The following is a 14,977-nucleotide window of genomic DNA, read 5'->3' as shown; positions in this document are numbered from 1 at the left end:
CTTAAATTTTTTTGCCGAATAAATATTCAAATCTGTTTCTTGTCAATTCCAGCTGAATATTTAAATTTCTGATTGTTAGTGATAATTCTATGTCTCTCTGAACAAATGCTTCCGGCTGAAAATCAGCGAATGTCAAACTGTTTTTGTCTAAGGGACTGATGTCGGTTAAGCCTTCCTGCTCTCTTTCCAGCTTTTTGATTTTCAGTTCGATATCTTCCACTCGCCGCCTGTAAATCAGCGCTGCATCTTCTCCGATAATTCGGGCACGGTCTTCTCTTATCTGGTCATTATTTCTTTGTAACGACTCGATGAATCTGGGTTTTAAGTCTTCTTCCATAATTCATTTTTATTTGTGTTATTTTTACGCTAATTAAAAAGTGCACGGTTAAGCATTAATTTCTATAAGAGCAAGTTTTTATTGCGTTATTATCACACAAATGTAAAAGAATATACTTTTATAAACCAAATTTATTTGCGTTAATTTTACACTAATAAGTCCAAATAATTGATTATCAGAATAAAAAATTCTGTAACTTCTAAAATAATATAGATGTTTTTGAAAATAAAATGATTTAACTATTTTTATTTTTAACGTTTTGGCTAAAGCCAATGGTTGCTTATTGATAAAAAACGGGCTAAAGCCCGTTCCTATTGATTCGTAAAGTTCTGTTTAAGAACAGCTATTTAATTTCAAAATAAAATCCCTGCTCTTCCAGTTCTTTATATTTTTTCTGATTAAAAGTAAAAAGCTTTCCAGGTCTGCCACTGCCTTCTTTTTTTATGTTGTTGGTTTCATTAAGAAGTCCGTAGCTCATTATTTTTTTGCGGAAATTCCGGCGGTCGATTTCCTTTCCGATAATGGTTTTGTATAAATTCTCCAAGTCGGAAAAGGCAAATTCTTCATTCAAAAGATTGAAACCAATCGGCTGATACTGAATTTTGGTACGGAGTCTTTTTAATGCAGTCTCAATAATACTTTGATGGTCAAACGCCAGCTTCGGAAGCTGATTTACGCTGAACCATTGTGCATCATCTGCATCAGAATCTGCAAAAAGTTCGTGATAAGAAGGATTAACAAGCCCCAAATAAGCTATCGAAACAACACGATTTCTCGGATCGCGGCCTACATTCCCAAAAGTGTAAAGCTGTTCCAGAAAATCGGGCTTTATGCCCGCTTCTTCATAAAGTTCTCGTCTCACTGCGTCATCCAGATTTTCATCGTCAAGAACGAGTCCGCCCGGCAGCGCCCAACCTCCTTTAAAAGGTTCAATATTTCTTTTAATCAACAATAGCTGAAGATCTTTTTTATCAAAATATCCGAAAATAACGGCATCTACGGCAACTTTTATATCCTGTAATTTTTTTGGAGACTCCATTGTATTGATTTGCGTTGTGAATACACAAAGTTAAGCTTAGAATAATCATTATCAAACTTAAAATAAAAAAATTTGCTTTATAATTTTCATTAAATTTATAAACAACTTAAAACTAAACGATTATGAAAAATTTATTATGTACTGTTTGTGCTGTTTTCCTATTGGCAGCTTGTGAAAAAGGAAAAGTTCCTGCCAACTCAGATTCTAAAAAAACAGACTCGGCAGAATGGAAACCTGTAGATTCTGCAACGGCTACCAAAGCATGGATGGATTTTGCAACTCCGGGAGATATGCACAAAATGCTTGCGAAATCTGACGGAAACTGGACCGGACAAACCACCATGTGGATGGAAAACGGCGGGCAACCCATGACAAGCACTACAGAAGCCGTGAACAAAATGGTTCTGGGCGGGCGTTACCAAATGAGTGAGCATAAAGGGAATTTTATGGGAATGCCTTTCGAAGGAATCAGTATGCTGGGATATGACAATGCAAAAAAGAAATTTGTAAGCTCCTGGATCGACAATATGGGAACAGGAATCATGCACATGGAGGGTGAATGGAATGCCTCAAAAAAATCTATAGAATTCAAAGGAAAAATGACAGATCCGGCAAGACCTGAAAAAGATTGTGATGTAAGGGAAGTCTTTACCTTTGTGGATGATAATCACCAGACCATGGAAATGTACGGCCCGGATTCCAAGACCGGAAAAGAGTTCAAAACTATGGAAATAAAATATACAAGGAAATAAAGATATACTAAACCCTAATAAAAAATCCGCAGAAATTTCTGCGGATTTTGCTTTTATCTTTCGCCTTTTTTACTTGGCTCTTAACTTAATCATTTAGTTTCAAAACAGCCATGAATGCTGATTGCGGTACTTCCACTCTACCAATCTGCTTCATTTTTTTCTTACCTTCTTTCTGTTTTTCAAGAAGTTTTCTCTTTCTGGAAATATCCCCTCCATAACATTTTGCAGTAACGTCTTTTCTTAATGCTTTAATCGTTTCTCTGGCAATAACTTTTGTTCCCAATGCTGCCTGAACTGCAATATCAAACTGCTGTCTGGGAATCAATTCACGAAGCTTTTCACACATTTTTTTACCAATGTGATAGGCATTAGAATCGTGAATCAATGAAGAAAGTGCATCCACCATGTCCCCGTTGATCAAAATATCCATTTTTACGAGTTTAGAAGCCCTGAATCCTATCGGATGATAATCGAACGAAGCATAACCCTTGGAAATAGATTTCAGCCTGTCATAGAAGTCAAAAACAACCTCAGCCAAAGGCATATTGAAAATTAATTCAACTCTTTCTGATGTTAAATAACTCTGGTTAACAATCTCACCTCTTTTCTCAATACAAAGCGTCATGACAGCACCTACGAAATCAGATTTCGTAATGATCGAAGCCTTGATGAAAGGCTCTTCTACTCTATCCATGGTGGAAGGATCCATCATTTCAGACGGGTTGTTGATCAGGATCGGAACTTCCGGTTCTTTTTTAGTATAACCAAAATAAGAAACGTTCGGAACCGTAGTAATCACGTTCATATTGAACTCTCTGTCCAGTCTTTCCTGAACAATTTCCATGTGAAGCATTCCCAGGAAACCGCAACGGAAACCAAAACCAAGAGCTGCAGAACTTTCCGGCTCGAAAACCAGGGAAGCATCATTTAATCTTAATTTTTCCAGAGAGAATCTTAATTCTTCAAAATCTTCAGAATCAATAGGATAAATACCTGCGAAAACCATTGGCTTTACTTCCTCAAAACCCTCAATGGGAGCGGGTGCCGGATTTTCAAAAGAAGTGATGGTATCCCCTACTTTTACTTCCCTTGCATCTTTAATCCCTGAAATCAAATATCCTACATCTCCACATTGGATCGTTTTCTTTGGAACCTGCTTCAGCTTTAATGTACCTACTTCATCAGCTCCATATTCCTTTCCTGTTGCGAAGAATTTAATTTTTTCGTTTTTAGAAATACTTCCGTTTACGACTTTGAAATAGGCTTCAATCCCTCTAAAAGGATTATAAACAGAATCAAAGATCAAAGCCTGAAGCGGAGCATCCGGATCTCCAACCGGAGCCGGAATTCTTTCCACAATCTGCTCTAATAAGTGATGAACACCTTCACCTGTTTTTCCTGAAACCCTTAAAACATCTTCATATTCGCAACCTATTAAATTCATAATTTCATCTGTTACTTCTTCAGGATTTGCAGAAGGAAGGTCAATTTTATTCAAAATCGGAATGATTGTTAAGTCATTTTCCAACGCTAAGTATAAATTACTAATTGTCTGTGCCTGAATACTTTGCGCTGCATCTACAATAAGAAGCGCACCTTCACAGGCAGCAATAGAACGGGAAACTTCGTAAGAAAAGTCAACGTGTCCCGGTGTATCAATCAGATTTAAAATATATTTTTCTCCTTTATATTCATAATCCATCTGGATGGCGTGAGACTTAATCGTAATCCCGCGTTCTTTCTCCAAATCCATATCATCCAGCGTCTGAGACTGTAGTTCTCTCTGGGTCACCGTATTGGTATACTCCAGAAGACGATCCGCCAAAGTACTTTTACCGTGGTCGATATGGGCGATTATGCAAAAATTTCGTATGTTTTTCATTTAAGAACCTTGTAATTTGCAAAGATAATAAAATGCGGGATAATTCCTGTTCTTAATTTTAAATCTCATTTAAACATAAATAGCACAATTTTTATCCCGTAAAAACATTAATACTTTTGTAAAATGGAATATCATACTGTTAAGAATTTTTATGGGTTTTAAAACCTATAAGCTACCGGAATCTTTTTATGATTCTACATTTAAATAAAATCTTTAACTTTTCCCATTGAAAATCTTTAAAAATTTCAAACGTATTTTTAAAAATGAAAAAAATTCTTTTACTCCTTTTAATTATACCTTTCTCCCATTTAAAATCTCAATGGGTTGAAAACTCGCCTCAAAATCCGGAAGAATTTGTAAATCCGTTAATCGGCTCACTTTCAAAACCTTCCTTTTCCAATGGAAACACCTATCCTGCTGTTGCTGTTCCTCACGGAATGAACCTTTGGACGCCCCAAACCGGAAAAAACGGAAACGGATGGCAATACACTTACGATGCTGATAAAATCCGCGGAATTAAGCAAACGCATCAGCCTTCTCCCTGGATGAATGATTACGGAATGTTTTCCATCATGCCTGTAACCGGTAAAATGCGTTTTAATGAAGACGAAAGAGCGAGTTGGTTTTCCAATAAATCAGAGGTTTCAAAACCTTATTATTACAGTGTCTATCTGGCAGATCATAATGTAACAGCAGAACTTACCCCGACAGAAAGAGCTGCCCAACTGCGTTTAACCTACCCGGATTCTGAAAATTCATGGTTTGTGGTGGATGCCTTTGATAAAGGTTCCAGCATTACGATTATTCCATCTCAAAATAAAATTACAGGGTATTCAACAAGATATTCGAGAGGAAAACTGGTTGGTTTTAAAAATTATTTTGTGATTTATGCTGATAAACCATTCACGAAATATTCAGCCTGGAAGGATAAAGATTTTGTAAAAGATGCGCTGGAAATCACAGGAGATCATTGTGGTGCAATTGTTGGTTTTGCGACCAAAAAAGGCGAAAAAGTGAATTTAAAGGTTGCTTCTTCCTTCATCAGTTTGGAACAGGCAGAATTAAATTTACAAAGGGAATTAAGCAAAGATTCATTCGATGAAACTTTACATAAAGCCAAAACGGCGTGGAACGAAAAACTAAAACGAGTTGAAGTCGCAGGCGGAACTATTGATCAAATGAGAACTTTTTATTCTTCATTATACAGAATGCTCTGCTTTCCTCACAAAATGTATGAAATAAACAAAGCTGGAGAAGTTGTTCATTACAGTCCGTATTCAGGGAAAACGGAAGCTGGATATCGTTTTGCAGGAACCGGCTTCTGGGACACCTTCAGGGCGCTCTACCCTTTTCTGAACTTAGTGTATCCAAGCATCAATATTGAAATGCAGAAAGGGTTAATTAATGATTACAAAGAAGGCGGCTGGCTTCCGGAATGGTCGAGTCCCTCGTATTCTGATATTATGATTGGAAATAATTCTGCTTCGGTGGTTGCAGATGCCTACATGAAAGGGCTGCGAGGCTATGATATTGAAACTTTATATCAGGCTTTGCTTCACGGAGCCAATAATGAAGGTCCACAAGCCACGGGCAGATTGGGAATTGAATATTATAAAAAATTGGGCTATGTCCCTTATGACGTAAAAATCAATGAAAACGCGGCGAGAACTTTGGAATACGCTTATGATGATTTTGCGATTGCTCAATTAGGAAAAGCTTTAGGAAAACCCGAATCTGAATGGAAAGAATATTACAGACGCTCTCAAAATTTCCAGAAAGTCATTGATCCTGAAACAAAATTAGCCCGCGGAAGAAATCAGGACGGAAGTTTTCAGACACCATTCAATCCATTCAAATGGGGCGATGCGTTTACGGAAGGAAATTCATGGCATTATACCTGGTCGGTTTTTCAGGATATTGACGGACTGGCAAAACTGATGGGCGGAAGAAAAGAATTTTCAAAAAAATTAGATCAAATATTTGAATTACCTCCTGTTTTTGATGATTCTTATTATGGTTCAACCATTCATGAAATTCAGGAAATGGTAAATACGAATATGGGACAGTATGCTCACGGAAATCAACCTGCTCAGCATATTATCTACTTGTACAATTACTCCGGAGAGCCGTGGAAGACACAATATTGGGTTCGTGAGACAATGAATCGTCTTTACCAGCCAACTCCGGATGGATATTGCGGTGATGAGGATAACGGCCAGACTTCGGCCTGGTATATTTTCTCGGCGCTTGGTTTTTATCCGGTAACTCCGGCAACGGATCAGTATGTTTTAGGCGCTCCATTGTTTAAAAATGCCAAAATTCATTTAGAAAACGGAAAAACCATTGAAATTAAAGCTGATAACAACAGCAATGAAAACCTTTACGTCAATTCTTTACAATTTAAAGGAAAAAAATATTCTAAAAACTGGCTGAGCCACCAGGAATTATTGAAAGGAGCAACATTGAAATTTGATATGACTTCTAAACCGAATAAAGAAAGAGGAACTAATGAACAGGATTTCCCTTATTCTTATTCTCCTGTAAGTTTATCAATTCCTACTCTGTAATACTTCGCATTTTGCCGGCGTATTTTTGCAGCTGCAATATCTATTATGCCGGCGACTAAGCCTCCAATTGCACCGCCCATTGCCGCACCAGTTGTAATTAACGAATCTGGAGGAAAAAGTTCATCTTCAGATGTCATTATAAAAATTCCTTCATCATCTTTTTCAATCTCAATGAAACTTACAGGCGTTTTTTTATAAGCAATCCCATTATCGATAATTGCGAAAGCATCTTTGTCCAGATTATCATAACCATCTACTCTTTTTATACCTTTAATGACTCCGTCTTTGTTCTTTTTTACCATAAATTCTTTATCAGGTTTTTGTTCTGCAAACGATTTATAGTCTTTATAAACGCCATCTGTAAAAGTCTCTGATTGATAAACCGGCAGTTGCTCGGTAATTACTTTTTCATAATTTTCAAGATCGCCTTCGGAAACAGGAATATTTAAACCTTTTTCAATGTATGAATCTTTAACAATATTGGCTAATTCGGAAGATATTTTTGCCGCTATTACTCTTGTAATATAAGCATGATCTTTCTGTGGGTAATCTTTTGAAACACTAGATTTTTTCAAAAAATAAAATTTTTCATTTCTTTTTAAAAAGGTAGATATTTTCATCTCCAAATGTCCATTAACTGATCTTTCGGTAGGAATATCATTGACTTTCAAATGTTCCAACATAAGAAAATATTCTGTGTTTCCTCTTTCTTTATTATTTTCTAAAAACCAGTCTGAAAATAATTTTTCCAGATCATCTTTTTCAAATTTTAGCTCATAAGGTTCTTTTCTATGAGGAACTATACCTATAGATTTATCATTTCTTCTATCTAGCAAGGTAAGAGATTTTGCAACATGATTTTTATCTTTAATACTCTTTCCGAGCTCTACAAATTGGATTTTTTGTGCAGAAAGAAATGCCGAAAATAAACAGAACAAAATAATTTTCTTCATAATTTATGCTTCATAATTCCCCCCAAAAATATAAATTAATTTAAAATTAAACGCCTCTCACAAGTAAATTGCAAGAGTCGTCCAACATTAAAAAAATAAACTATTATGGGTTTTGTCTCGGTCTTGAGCTTCTCTCGTTCCCGCGAGGTTTTCTTTCATTCATCTTATCTCTCATCATACCCTCAGACTGAAACAGCTTCAAGACTTTCTGGCAAGGAATTACCTGCTGCATTTTATCAGCATATTTTTTTCTATTATCCAGTAATTTTTGTCCCACTTCAAAGCTTTGCTGAAGTTTGGCCTTGGCTTCATCATCCGATAAAATTTCAGGATTAAAATTAGAATTAAACTGGCTTTTGATCTGCTTCTGACTGTCCAGATATTCATTATAAATCTCTGTAAATTCAGTTTTATCGCTTGGATCTATATCCAGATTATCCATCACCATATTGTTTCTGAACTTAGTGAGAAGTGATTTTCTTTCTTCCGGAGAAAGATTGTTTATTACCTCTTTTCTTTGTTTAGGGTCCATCTTTTTCCAGTCGTAATCTGTCCTTTGGGCATTTAAGCCAAAACCATAAATAATAAAAAGTGTAAATAATATCTTTTTCATCTTTCTTTATTAATTATACAAATCCAAATAAACATCCTGTGTAGAATTACTTGCCAATTCTGAAATTTCAGAGTTTGTAAAGGAATCCAGATACTCGTTCATCTGAGTTTCTTCTTGTTTTGAAACAGGTTTTACTGTTTGAGATTTCATATTTGTAGTTTTAGCTCCTGCATCAGATTCAGCATACGTTTTGCTAGTATTCTGAACTTCAACTGTTTGATTTTTATTTTCAACAGAAGTTAAATCCGCCTTTAAAGTTTCATAAGCTATTTCGCTTTCTGTTTTTGCTTCTTTGCCGTTTGAAGCATAAGCCGTCTTTGCTTTCTGTGCATCTTGTGAATTATCCCCTGAGTTATAAACAAAAGTTGCTCCAAAAATCAAAGCTAATGACGCAGCCGCAGCATACCCCCAATTCAATTTGAAAATAGGAGCTTTTTTCTTTGGCATAATGTCATTCATTACCCTTTCCTGAATATTTTCAAACAAGTTATCAGGTACTGTGTAAATATTTTTACGTTCAAGTTTTTCTATATCAAACTCTTTCATTTCTGTTTTCTCAAAAATTATCTCTCGTAATTTTCTTTAATATGTTCTTCTATCTTTTGCTTGGCATAATGATAATTCGTTTTCAAAGTCCCTACCGACATATCTACAATTTTTGATATCTCTTCGTAAGGCAGATCATCATAATACCGCATCATAAATACCAGTTTCTGCTTTTCGGGCAGGCTTTGTATAGCATTCTGTAGCAATATTTGTATTTCTTCTGCGTCTCCTTCCGTATTATCTGCGACAAGGTTCTGCATGTGATATTCCGGGTCTTCATCAGTTTTCTGCATTTTCTTCAGTTTATTTACCTGCTGCAGCGCTTCATTGGTAGCGATTCTGTACAGCCAGGTATACAGCTGGCTATCATTTTTAAACTGGTGAAAATTCTGATAAGCTTTAATAAAAGTCTCCTGCAAAGTGTCCTGAGCAAGATCTCCGTCCACAATAATTCTTCTTATGTGCCAATACAATCTACTTTGATAAGCATCCATCAAGGCACGAACTCCTTTTTCCTGAGTCCGTGGATTTTGCATCAACGAAATAATTTCCGCGTCCTTAATCTTCATAAGATGCTTTCATTGTTTTGGATTACAAAAATAACTGAAAGTTAAATTACTTGTTCAATTTTTAGTCCAATAAATTAATTATTTAAAATTTGCTGTTATTAAAAATATAGAATATTTTGGTATGAACTCCAATTTCCTTTATAATTCGATATTATGTTAAATTTATCTAGTGGTATCAATATAATTTTTATTTGAAACTTTCTTTATTTTTGATTATGACTAAATTTAAAATCCGCGGAATATCCAAAATCTACGTGACATTTTAACGCAATAACCACAAAGATTGTTTTTACTATTTATGTGAATTTTTTCCTTTCGCGAAGGCGTTTAACTCAGCAAGTGATAACAGTTTTTGATTGCAGCGATAAAATAAGCTAAATAATCAATCAAAATCCGAATTGCAAAACTTCCATCTTCCCGCTCCCATCTTCCTGCTTAAAAACACTATCTTTGTTATATGCAAATTATAATTATCGGTTCCGGAAATGTAGCCTATCATCTGGCAAAAGCTTTTGTTTTGAATAACATCCCTTTAGCACAGATTTTTGGCCGAAACAAAACAGAATTAGAGAAAATTTCCGAAGAATTAAATGTTCCCTTTTCAACAGAAAAACTAGACAAAGCAGACCTTTACATTATTTGCGTAAGTGATAATTCTGTAGAAAATATTTCTAAAATTATTCCTAAAAAAGATGCTTTGGTGGCCCATACTTCAGGCTCGCTTCCTAAAGAAATTTTAGCAGGGACGTACAGAAAATCAAGTTTTTATCCTTTACAGACTTTTTCAAAATCTAAAAACCTGGATTATTCAAAAATTCCTTTTTTCATTGAAGCCGAAAATGAAGAGGATCAAAAAATATTATTTGATATTGCGTCCGGAATTTCTAAAAACGTAATGAGAAGTACTTACGAAAAGAGAAAATACATTCATCTGACAGCCGTTTTTGCCTGCAATTTTGTAAATCATCTTTTTTCAAGGGCTAAAGAAATTTCTGATTCTCAGGATATTCCGTTTGATTATTTTTTACCGCTCATTGATGAAACGGTTCACAAAATTCATGAAATTGACCCAAAATCTGCACAAACCGGTCCGGCCGTAAGAAATGACAAACGAATTCTGGAATTACATGAGCAGCTATTAAAAGACGAAAGTCTTGAGATTTATAAAACAATGAATCATTCTATACAGAAAATGTATGAGTTATAAAGAAAAATTAAAAAGCATAAAAGCATTTGTGTTTGATGTGGACGGAGTTTTTACTGATGGAAGCGTTTATCTTCTTCCCGGAGGAAATATGTGTCGTGTAATGAATGTTTTGGATGGTTATGCTGTTGTTAAAGCTTTGAAAAACAATTATTTAATCGGAGTTATCACTGGAGGAAATGACGAAATGGTGAAACACAGGATCAATTATCTGGGAATTGAGGATTATTACCCGAAATCTCCTGATAAAATGATTGATTTTGAAGATTTTAAAGCAAAATATAATCTTAAAAATGAAGAAATTCTCACGATGGGAGATGATATTCCTGATCTTCATATCATGAAGCATTCTGCCATCGCTGCCTGCCCTGAAAATGCCGTTCCGGAAATCAAGGAAATTGCCACTTATATCTCTCCAAAAACCGGTGGAAGCGGGGCAGTACGTGATGTGATAGAGCAGGTAATGAAAGTTCAGGGAAAATGGCATGATGATAATACACAATCTGTTTAATTAATTGAAAATGAAATTATTATTAGCCTCACAATCTCCCAGACGAAAAGAATTGTTATCCAGTTTAGGATTTTATTTTGAAGTAGTGAAAATAGACTGTGAAGAAATTGTTCCCCAGCATATCAAAGTAGGAGAGGCCGCAGCTTATTTATCAGAATTAAAAGCAGATGCCTTCAGAAAATTAGAAAATGATGAAGTTTTATTAACAGCAGATACTGTTGTAGCCATTGATAATCAATTTCTTGGAAAACCGAAAGACAAAGATGATGCAAAAAAAATGCTGGAGATTCTTTCAGGAAAAACGCATCAGGTCTATACCGGGATTACCATTAAAACTTTAGATAGAACCATCACGCAAACCGATGTTGCAGATGTAGAATTTGATGAATTGACAAATGATGAAATAGAATATTATATCCAGAATTACAAACCTTTCGACAAAGCAGGAAGCTACGGCATCCAGGAATGGCTCGGGATGACCAGAATCAAGCGTATAACAGGCAGTTTCTATTCCATCATGGGACTTCCTACTCATTTGGTTTACAAAATTTTGAATGAAATATAAATAATTTCAATATAAAATTTTATTATTTTTACAAAATCATCAAACCTACTTATAATAAAAAGTAGATTAGCGAGTTATATTGAATAAATGAAAAAGAATATTTTATTCCTTTTAACACTTTGCATCGTTGCATCCTGTGCTACAAAAACAAAAAAGCCGGAACAGCGATCCAAGTTTATGAAAGGATTTTCGACATACTATAATACCCTTTTTAATGCAAAAGACGCATTAAACAGCGAATTTGAGGGTAGAGACAAAGCACATAAAGATAATTTTTATGCGCCTTATATTCCTATCCTTACTTATGAAGATCAGCCTTTGGGAAGTGATCTCGGGCAGTCAGCGGCCTTCGCTGAAAACTCCATGAAAATGGGCGAGCTAAACAAGCCATCCACCCAGCAACAAAACAATGCCGGAAGAAACGGCCCTCCGGGAATGCCGCCAGGAATGCCTGGAGGTAACGGAAACAATATGCTTTCCGGGAACTTAGGCGGCGGTAATGGAGTAGGAGCTGATCCCAATCAGCCTGACCAAAAAGGAGCTACTGTATTGGAAATTGCAGAAGCAAAAGCTTTAAAAGCTATTAATAAATATTCCGTCATCAAAAACGGTGAAGAAAAAAATAAGCAGATCTTTGAAGCATATATGATCCTTGCACAGGCAAGAATCTATGGTGGAAAACCTTTGGAAGCTCTGGATGCCCTAAACTACGTTTTCACCCACATGAAGGATGATAAAAGGCTTCCTTTAGCTAAAGTTTATCAGGGTCTTGCTTATGCTCAGATTAAAGATTATCATAAAGCTCAGGATGTTTTTAACAAGGTAAAAAGTGAAAAAATAGACAAAGATTATGACAAGCTTTTAAGCATTTATCAGGCTGAAGCTTACCTGGATGCCGGCAAAAAAGAAGAAGCCGTAAAAGAGCTTGACCGCGCTTTTGAGCTTAACAGCAATAGAAAATTAAAGAGCAGAATCGCCTATCTGAGAGGTCAGGTTTTAACCAACCTTAATCAGAATGACAGAGCCAGAGAAAGCTTCATGGCAGCTTATAAGTATGCCAATGATTTTGAATTTGAAGTGAAATCCCAGATTGAAATTGCAAAAACTTTCAATGGAAAAGGGGATTACAGTGGTGCAAGAAAATACCTTGAAGACATCAGTAAAAAGGGCACATACGGCTCGAGAAAGAATGAATTTTATTATGCTTTAGGGTTAATGGCCAACAAAGCAGGAAAAAAAGAAGAAGCTCAGGAATTTTTCAGAAAATCATTGTTGGAAAAAGTTTCAGATCCACAGATCCGTGGTCTGGCTTACTATGAAATTGGTAAGGGCTATTTAGATAAAAACGACTACATCGGTGCGGGAGCTTATTATGATTCTGCTTTGGCTGTGATGACTTATGAACCGTCAAAAGTTTTATTGACGGATCAATCTGTTTATATTAAAAAAATCTCGAAGAACTATTATTTAATCAAAAAAAATGATAGTATCCTGAGTTTAGCCAGAATGAGCACTGAGCAAAAAACCGACTTTTTCTCAAAATATATTGCAAAATTAAAAGCAAAAGAAGAGAAAGAAGAACTGGAGAGAAGACGTGCGGAAAGAAGCAAAGGCTTTGACAATGGAGATTACAGTTCAACATCAATATTTGCCAACAGCTCTAATTCTTTTGAAGATTTTGGGGTTGCCACAAAAGGCTTTTACTTTTCCAATACAGGAACGGTAAGCAAAGGAGCATCTACTTTTAAGCAAACGTGGGGAGAAAGGGCATTGGTTGATAACTGGCGTTTTTCCAAGAAAATGGCGACCATTGAGGATATGAAAAATGAAGCCTTGGGAACAACGGCAGCACCGAACCCGAGACGTTTTGAGCCTTCATTCTATATCGAGCAGATTCCTACAGATGCAGGAAAGCTTTCTCAGCTGAAAAAGGACAGGGATACGGCCTCATTAGGACTGGGTGTTATGTATCAGAATTACTTTACCAATACTCCTCTGGCTACAAAAACATTATATGATCTTGTAGATGTAAAACCAGAAGAAAAGGTAATGCTGCAGGCTCTTTACGAGATTTTTGCAATGAATTATGAGAAAACTCCACAAGCAGCAGAACGTGCAAAACAGATTCTTCTTACAGACTATCCATACTCATCATACGCAGAATTTGCCAGAAATCCTAAAAGCAATTCCTTTGTAAAATCTTCTCCGGATGTAGAAAGTGATTACAAACGTGCTTTTGCTTTATATGAATCCGAAAAATTCGGGGAAAGTAAAGATATTCTGGATCAGGCCATACAGAAATTTCCTAAGGACGCCCTGGTTCCGAAATTATATCTTTTAAATGCATTTAATGCCGGAAAATCGAGTGGAAAAGAGGTGATGATCCTTCAGCTGGAGCAAATTGCTTTAAATTACGGAAAAACACCGGAAGGAGAGAAGGCCAAAGAAATGCTCAACTATCTGAAAAGTGACCTGAGCTTCCAGGCAACGGATAATAAAGGAAATTCAGTACCGCAAAATCCGGGCAATCTGGGAATTAACAATAATATTGCTCCGCAGCAGCAAATGAACAATGGTGTTCCACAAAATCCTGCGGATGCCCAGATGAAAAATATTCAGCAAACGCAGCCTTCAAGCGGAAACAGCAACCTCCCCTCAAAAAAGCAGGGCAGCAATAATGTTCCAAAGCAGCTGCAGAACGGTTCAATGCCTGCAAAACCACAATAAAATAAAAAAGCGAAGATTATTATTCTTCGCTTTTGTTTTTTTTCTTTACTCCATGAAAATCTTTGAGGTAAAATGGCTCAAAATAGGCGACATCTTCAAAGTCTTTTTTATTTATCTTTTCTAAAGTTTTCTTTATCAGATATTGTGCAGAAGGGTAAACATCTTCATTAAAATCAGCATTGGGAAGCTGTAAAATTTCTTTTGCTTTTTTAGCCCCGTCTCCCACAAATACTATTTTTTTATCCTTAAACTCTTCAAAAGAAGTTTCATCTAAAATCTTAGCTTCCGTCGGAGAAATTTCTTCCCCTGAATTCCCGTCATAAACAGCTGTATAAACCTCCATTCTCCTTGCATCGATCAAAGGTACTACAAAATCATAGTTCTTGCCCAAAAAGGGCTCCATCATACTTTCAAGGGAATTGACAGCGATCAGAGGAATCTTTAAGCCATAGCAAAACCCTTTTGCCGAAGAAGCGCCGATTCTTAACCCCGTATATGATCCGGGGCCTTTTCCCAAAGAAACAGCTTCTATATCCTTCAGGGAAATTCCTGCGCCCTCCAAAGCCCATTCTACAAAGGTATGAAGGCTTTCAGATTGTTTATAGTTTTCAGATACTTCCTCTGTAAGACACAGCAGCTTTTCATTGTCTGAAATAGCTACCGAGCAGTTTTTTGAAGAAGTTTCCAAGTATAAAATTTTCATTATTATTTA

At 36.0% G+C, this 14,977-nt stretch carries 14 protein-coding genes; 6 read left to right on the top strand and 8 right to left on the bottom strand.

Features of this window, described 5'->3' with window-relative positions; translation table 11 throughout:
- Window position 1 precedes the first annotated feature (1 nt).
- Window positions 2–337: a hypothetical protein gene (locus tag H560_RS0102930; RefSeq protein ID WP_027378659.1), complete on the bottom strand. Its 336-nt coding sequence runs from the start codon at window positions 335–337 to the stop codon at window positions 2–4.
- 343 nt (window positions 338–680) lie between these two features.
- Complete coding sequence (locus H560_RS0102925) at window positions 681–1,376, bottom strand: NUDIX hydrolase (protein WP_027378658.1); 696 nt, start codon at window positions 1,374–1,376, stop codon at window positions 681–683.
- Window positions 1,377–1,498: 122 nt separating this feature from the next.
- Between H560_RS0102925 and H560_RS0102920 the strand changes: the two genes are divergently transcribed.
- Window positions 1,499–2,128 carry a DUF1579 domain-containing protein gene (locus H560_RS0102920; protein ID WP_027378657.1) on the top strand — a complete coding sequence of 210 codons (630 nt, stop codon included), beginning with the start codon at window positions 1,499–1,501 and terminating at the stop codon, window positions 2,126–2,128.
- 85 nt (window positions 2,129–2,213) lie between these two features.
- Here the strand turns inward: H560_RS0102920 and lepA are convergent, their stop codons facing one another.
- On the bottom strand, window positions 2,214–4,010 hold the full coding sequence (gene lepA / locus H560_RS0102915; RefSeq protein WP_027378656.1) for a translation elongation factor 4: 1,797 nt from the start codon (window positions 4,008–4,010) through the stop codon (window positions 2,214–2,216).
- Window positions 4,011–4,273: 263 nt separating this feature from the next.
- On the opposite strand from lepA, the gene H560_RS0102910 reads away from it, so the two are divergent.
- Window positions 4,274–6,577 carry a GH92 family glycosyl hydrolase gene (locus H560_RS0102910; protein ID WP_027378655.1) on the top strand — a complete coding sequence of 768 codons (2,304 nt, stop codon included), beginning with the start codon at window positions 4,274–4,276 and terminating at the stop codon, window positions 6,575–6,577.
- Here the strand turns inward: H560_RS0102910 and H560_RS0102905 are convergent.
- From H560_RS0102905 to H560_RS0102890, 4 genes are all read right to left on the bottom strand, one after another.
- A complete protein-coding gene (locus H560_RS0102905) occupies window positions 6,541–7,530 on the bottom strand; it encodes a hypothetical protein (protein ID WP_027378654.1) in 990 nt (329 codons plus the stop codon). The two genes, H560_RS0102910 and H560_RS0102905, sit on opposite strands and share 37 nt — an antisense overlap.
- Before the next feature lie 103 nt (window positions 7,531–7,633).
- Window positions 7,634–8,143, bottom strand: a complete 510-nt coding sequence (locus H560_RS0102900; protein ID WP_027378653.1) for a hypothetical protein — start codon at window positions 8,141–8,143, stop codon at window positions 7,634–7,636.
- A gap of 9 nt (window positions 8,144–8,152) precedes the next feature.
- Window positions 8,153–8,689, bottom strand: coding sequence for a hypothetical protein (locus tag H560_RS0102895; protein ID WP_027378652.1), 537 nt, complete (start codon window positions 8,687–8,689; stop codon window positions 8,153–8,155).
- 17 nt (window positions 8,690–8,706) lie between these two features.
- Window positions 8,707–9,258 carry an RNA polymerase sigma factor gene (locus H560_RS0102890; RefSeq protein ID WP_027378651.1) on the bottom strand — a complete coding sequence of 184 codons (552 nt, stop codon included), beginning with the start codon at window positions 9,256–9,258 and terminating at the stop codon, window positions 8,707–8,709.
- 457 nt (window positions 9,259–9,715) lie between these two features.
- On the opposite strand from H560_RS0102890, the gene H560_RS0102885 reads away from it, so the two are divergent.
- From H560_RS0102885 to porW, 4 genes are all read left to right on the top strand, one after another.
- Entirely contained in the window at window positions 9,716–10,465 is a 750-nt protein-coding gene (locus tag H560_RS0102885) for a Rossmann-like and DUF2520 domain-containing protein (protein WP_027378650.1), read from the top strand.
- The gene (locus H560_RS0102880) at window positions 10,455–10,973 is read left to right on the top strand and encodes a KdsC family phosphatase (RefSeq protein ID WP_027378649.1); all 519 of its coding nucleotides are present in this window, start codon (window positions 10,455–10,457) and stop codon (window positions 10,971–10,973) included. Before H560_RS0102885 ends, H560_RS0102880 begins: the two co-directional genes overlap by 11 nt.
- 10 nt (window positions 10,974–10,983) lie before the next feature.
- A complete protein-coding gene (locus H560_RS0102875) occupies window positions 10,984–11,538 on the top strand; it encodes a Maf family nucleotide pyrophosphatase (RefSeq protein ID WP_027378648.1) in 555 nt (184 codons plus the stop codon).
- 87 nt (window positions 11,539–11,625) lie between these two features.
- The gene (porW, locus tag H560_RS0102870; RefSeq protein WP_027378647.1) at window positions 11,626–14,265 is read left to right on the top strand and encodes a type IX secretion system periplasmic lipoprotein PorW/SprE; all 2,640 of its coding nucleotides are present in this window, start codon (window positions 11,626–11,628) and stop codon (window positions 14,263–14,265) included.
- Window positions 14,266–14,284: 19 nt separating this feature from the next.
- Here the strand turns inward: porW and tsaB are convergent, their stop codons facing one another.
- Window positions 14,285–14,968, bottom strand: coding sequence for a tRNA (adenosine(37)-N6)-threonylcarbamoyltransferase complex dimerization subunit type 1 TsaB (gene tsaB, locus H560_RS0102865; protein ID WP_027378646.1), 684 nt, complete (start codon window positions 14,966–14,968; stop codon window positions 14,285–14,287).
- Window positions 14,969–14,977: the final 9 nt, after the last annotated feature.

It is taken from the genome of Chryseobacterium daeguense DSM 19388 (genome assembly GCF_000430825.1).
GTDB lineage: Bacteria > Bacteroidota > Bacteroidia > Flavobacteriales > Weeksellaceae > Chryseobacterium > Chryseobacterium daeguense.
Note: the sequence above shows the minus strand (reverse complement) of the source record. Positions and strands in the feature narration are given on the sequence as shown.

Bases quoted from the DNA above. Each gene is read 5' to 3' on its own strand.
- H560_RS0102930 (WP_027378659.1), bottom strand. From the start codon at position 337: ATGGAAGAAGACTTAAAACCCAGATTCATCGAGTCGTTACAAAGAAAT.
- H560_RS0102925 (WP_027378658.1), bottom strand. From the start codon at position 1,376: ATGGAGTCTCCAAAAAAATTACAGGATATAAAAGTTGCCGTAGATGCC.
- H560_RS0102920 (WP_027378657.1), top strand. From the start codon at position 1,499: ATGAAAAATTTATTATGTACTGTTTGTGCTGTTTTCCTATTGGCAGCT.
- lepA (WP_027378656.1), bottom strand. From the start codon at position 4,010: ATGAAAAACATACGAAATTTTTGCATAATCGCCCATATCGACCACGGT.
- H560_RS0102910 (WP_027378655.1), top strand. From the start codon at position 4,274: ATGAAAAAAATTCTTTTACTCCTTTTAATTATACCTTTCTCCCATTTA.
- H560_RS0102905 (WP_027378654.1), bottom strand. From the start codon at position 7,530: ATGAAGAAAATTATTTTGTTCTGTTTATTTTCGGCATTTCTTTCTGCA.
- H560_RS0102900 (WP_027378653.1), bottom strand. From the start codon at position 8,143: ATGAAAAAGATATTATTTACACTTTTTATTATTTATGGTTTTGGCTTA.
- H560_RS0102895 (WP_027378652.1), bottom strand. From the start codon at position 8,689: ATGAAAGAGTTTGATATAGAAAAACTTGAACGTAAAAATATTTACACA.
- H560_RS0102890 (WP_027378651.1), bottom strand. From the start codon at position 9,258: ATGAAGATTAAGGACGCGGAAATTATTTCGTTGATGCAAAATCCACGG.
- H560_RS0102885 (WP_027378650.1), top strand. From the start codon at position 9,716: ATGCAAATTATAATTATCGGTTCCGGAAATGTAGCCTATCATCTGGCA.
- H560_RS0102880 (WP_027378649.1), top strand. From the start codon at position 10,455: ATGAGTTATAAAGAAAAATTAAAAAGCATAAAAGCATTTGTGTTTGAT.
- H560_RS0102875 (WP_027378648.1), top strand. From the start codon at position 10,984: ATGAAATTATTATTAGCCTCACAATCTCCCAGACGAAAAGAATTGTTA.
- porW (WP_027378647.1), top strand. From the start codon at position 11,626: ATGAAAAAGAATATTTTATTCCTTTTAACACTTTGCATCGTTGCATCC.
- tsaB (WP_027378646.1), bottom strand. From the start codon at position 14,968: ATGAAAATTTTATACTTGGAAACTTCTTCAAAAAACTGCTCGGTAGCT.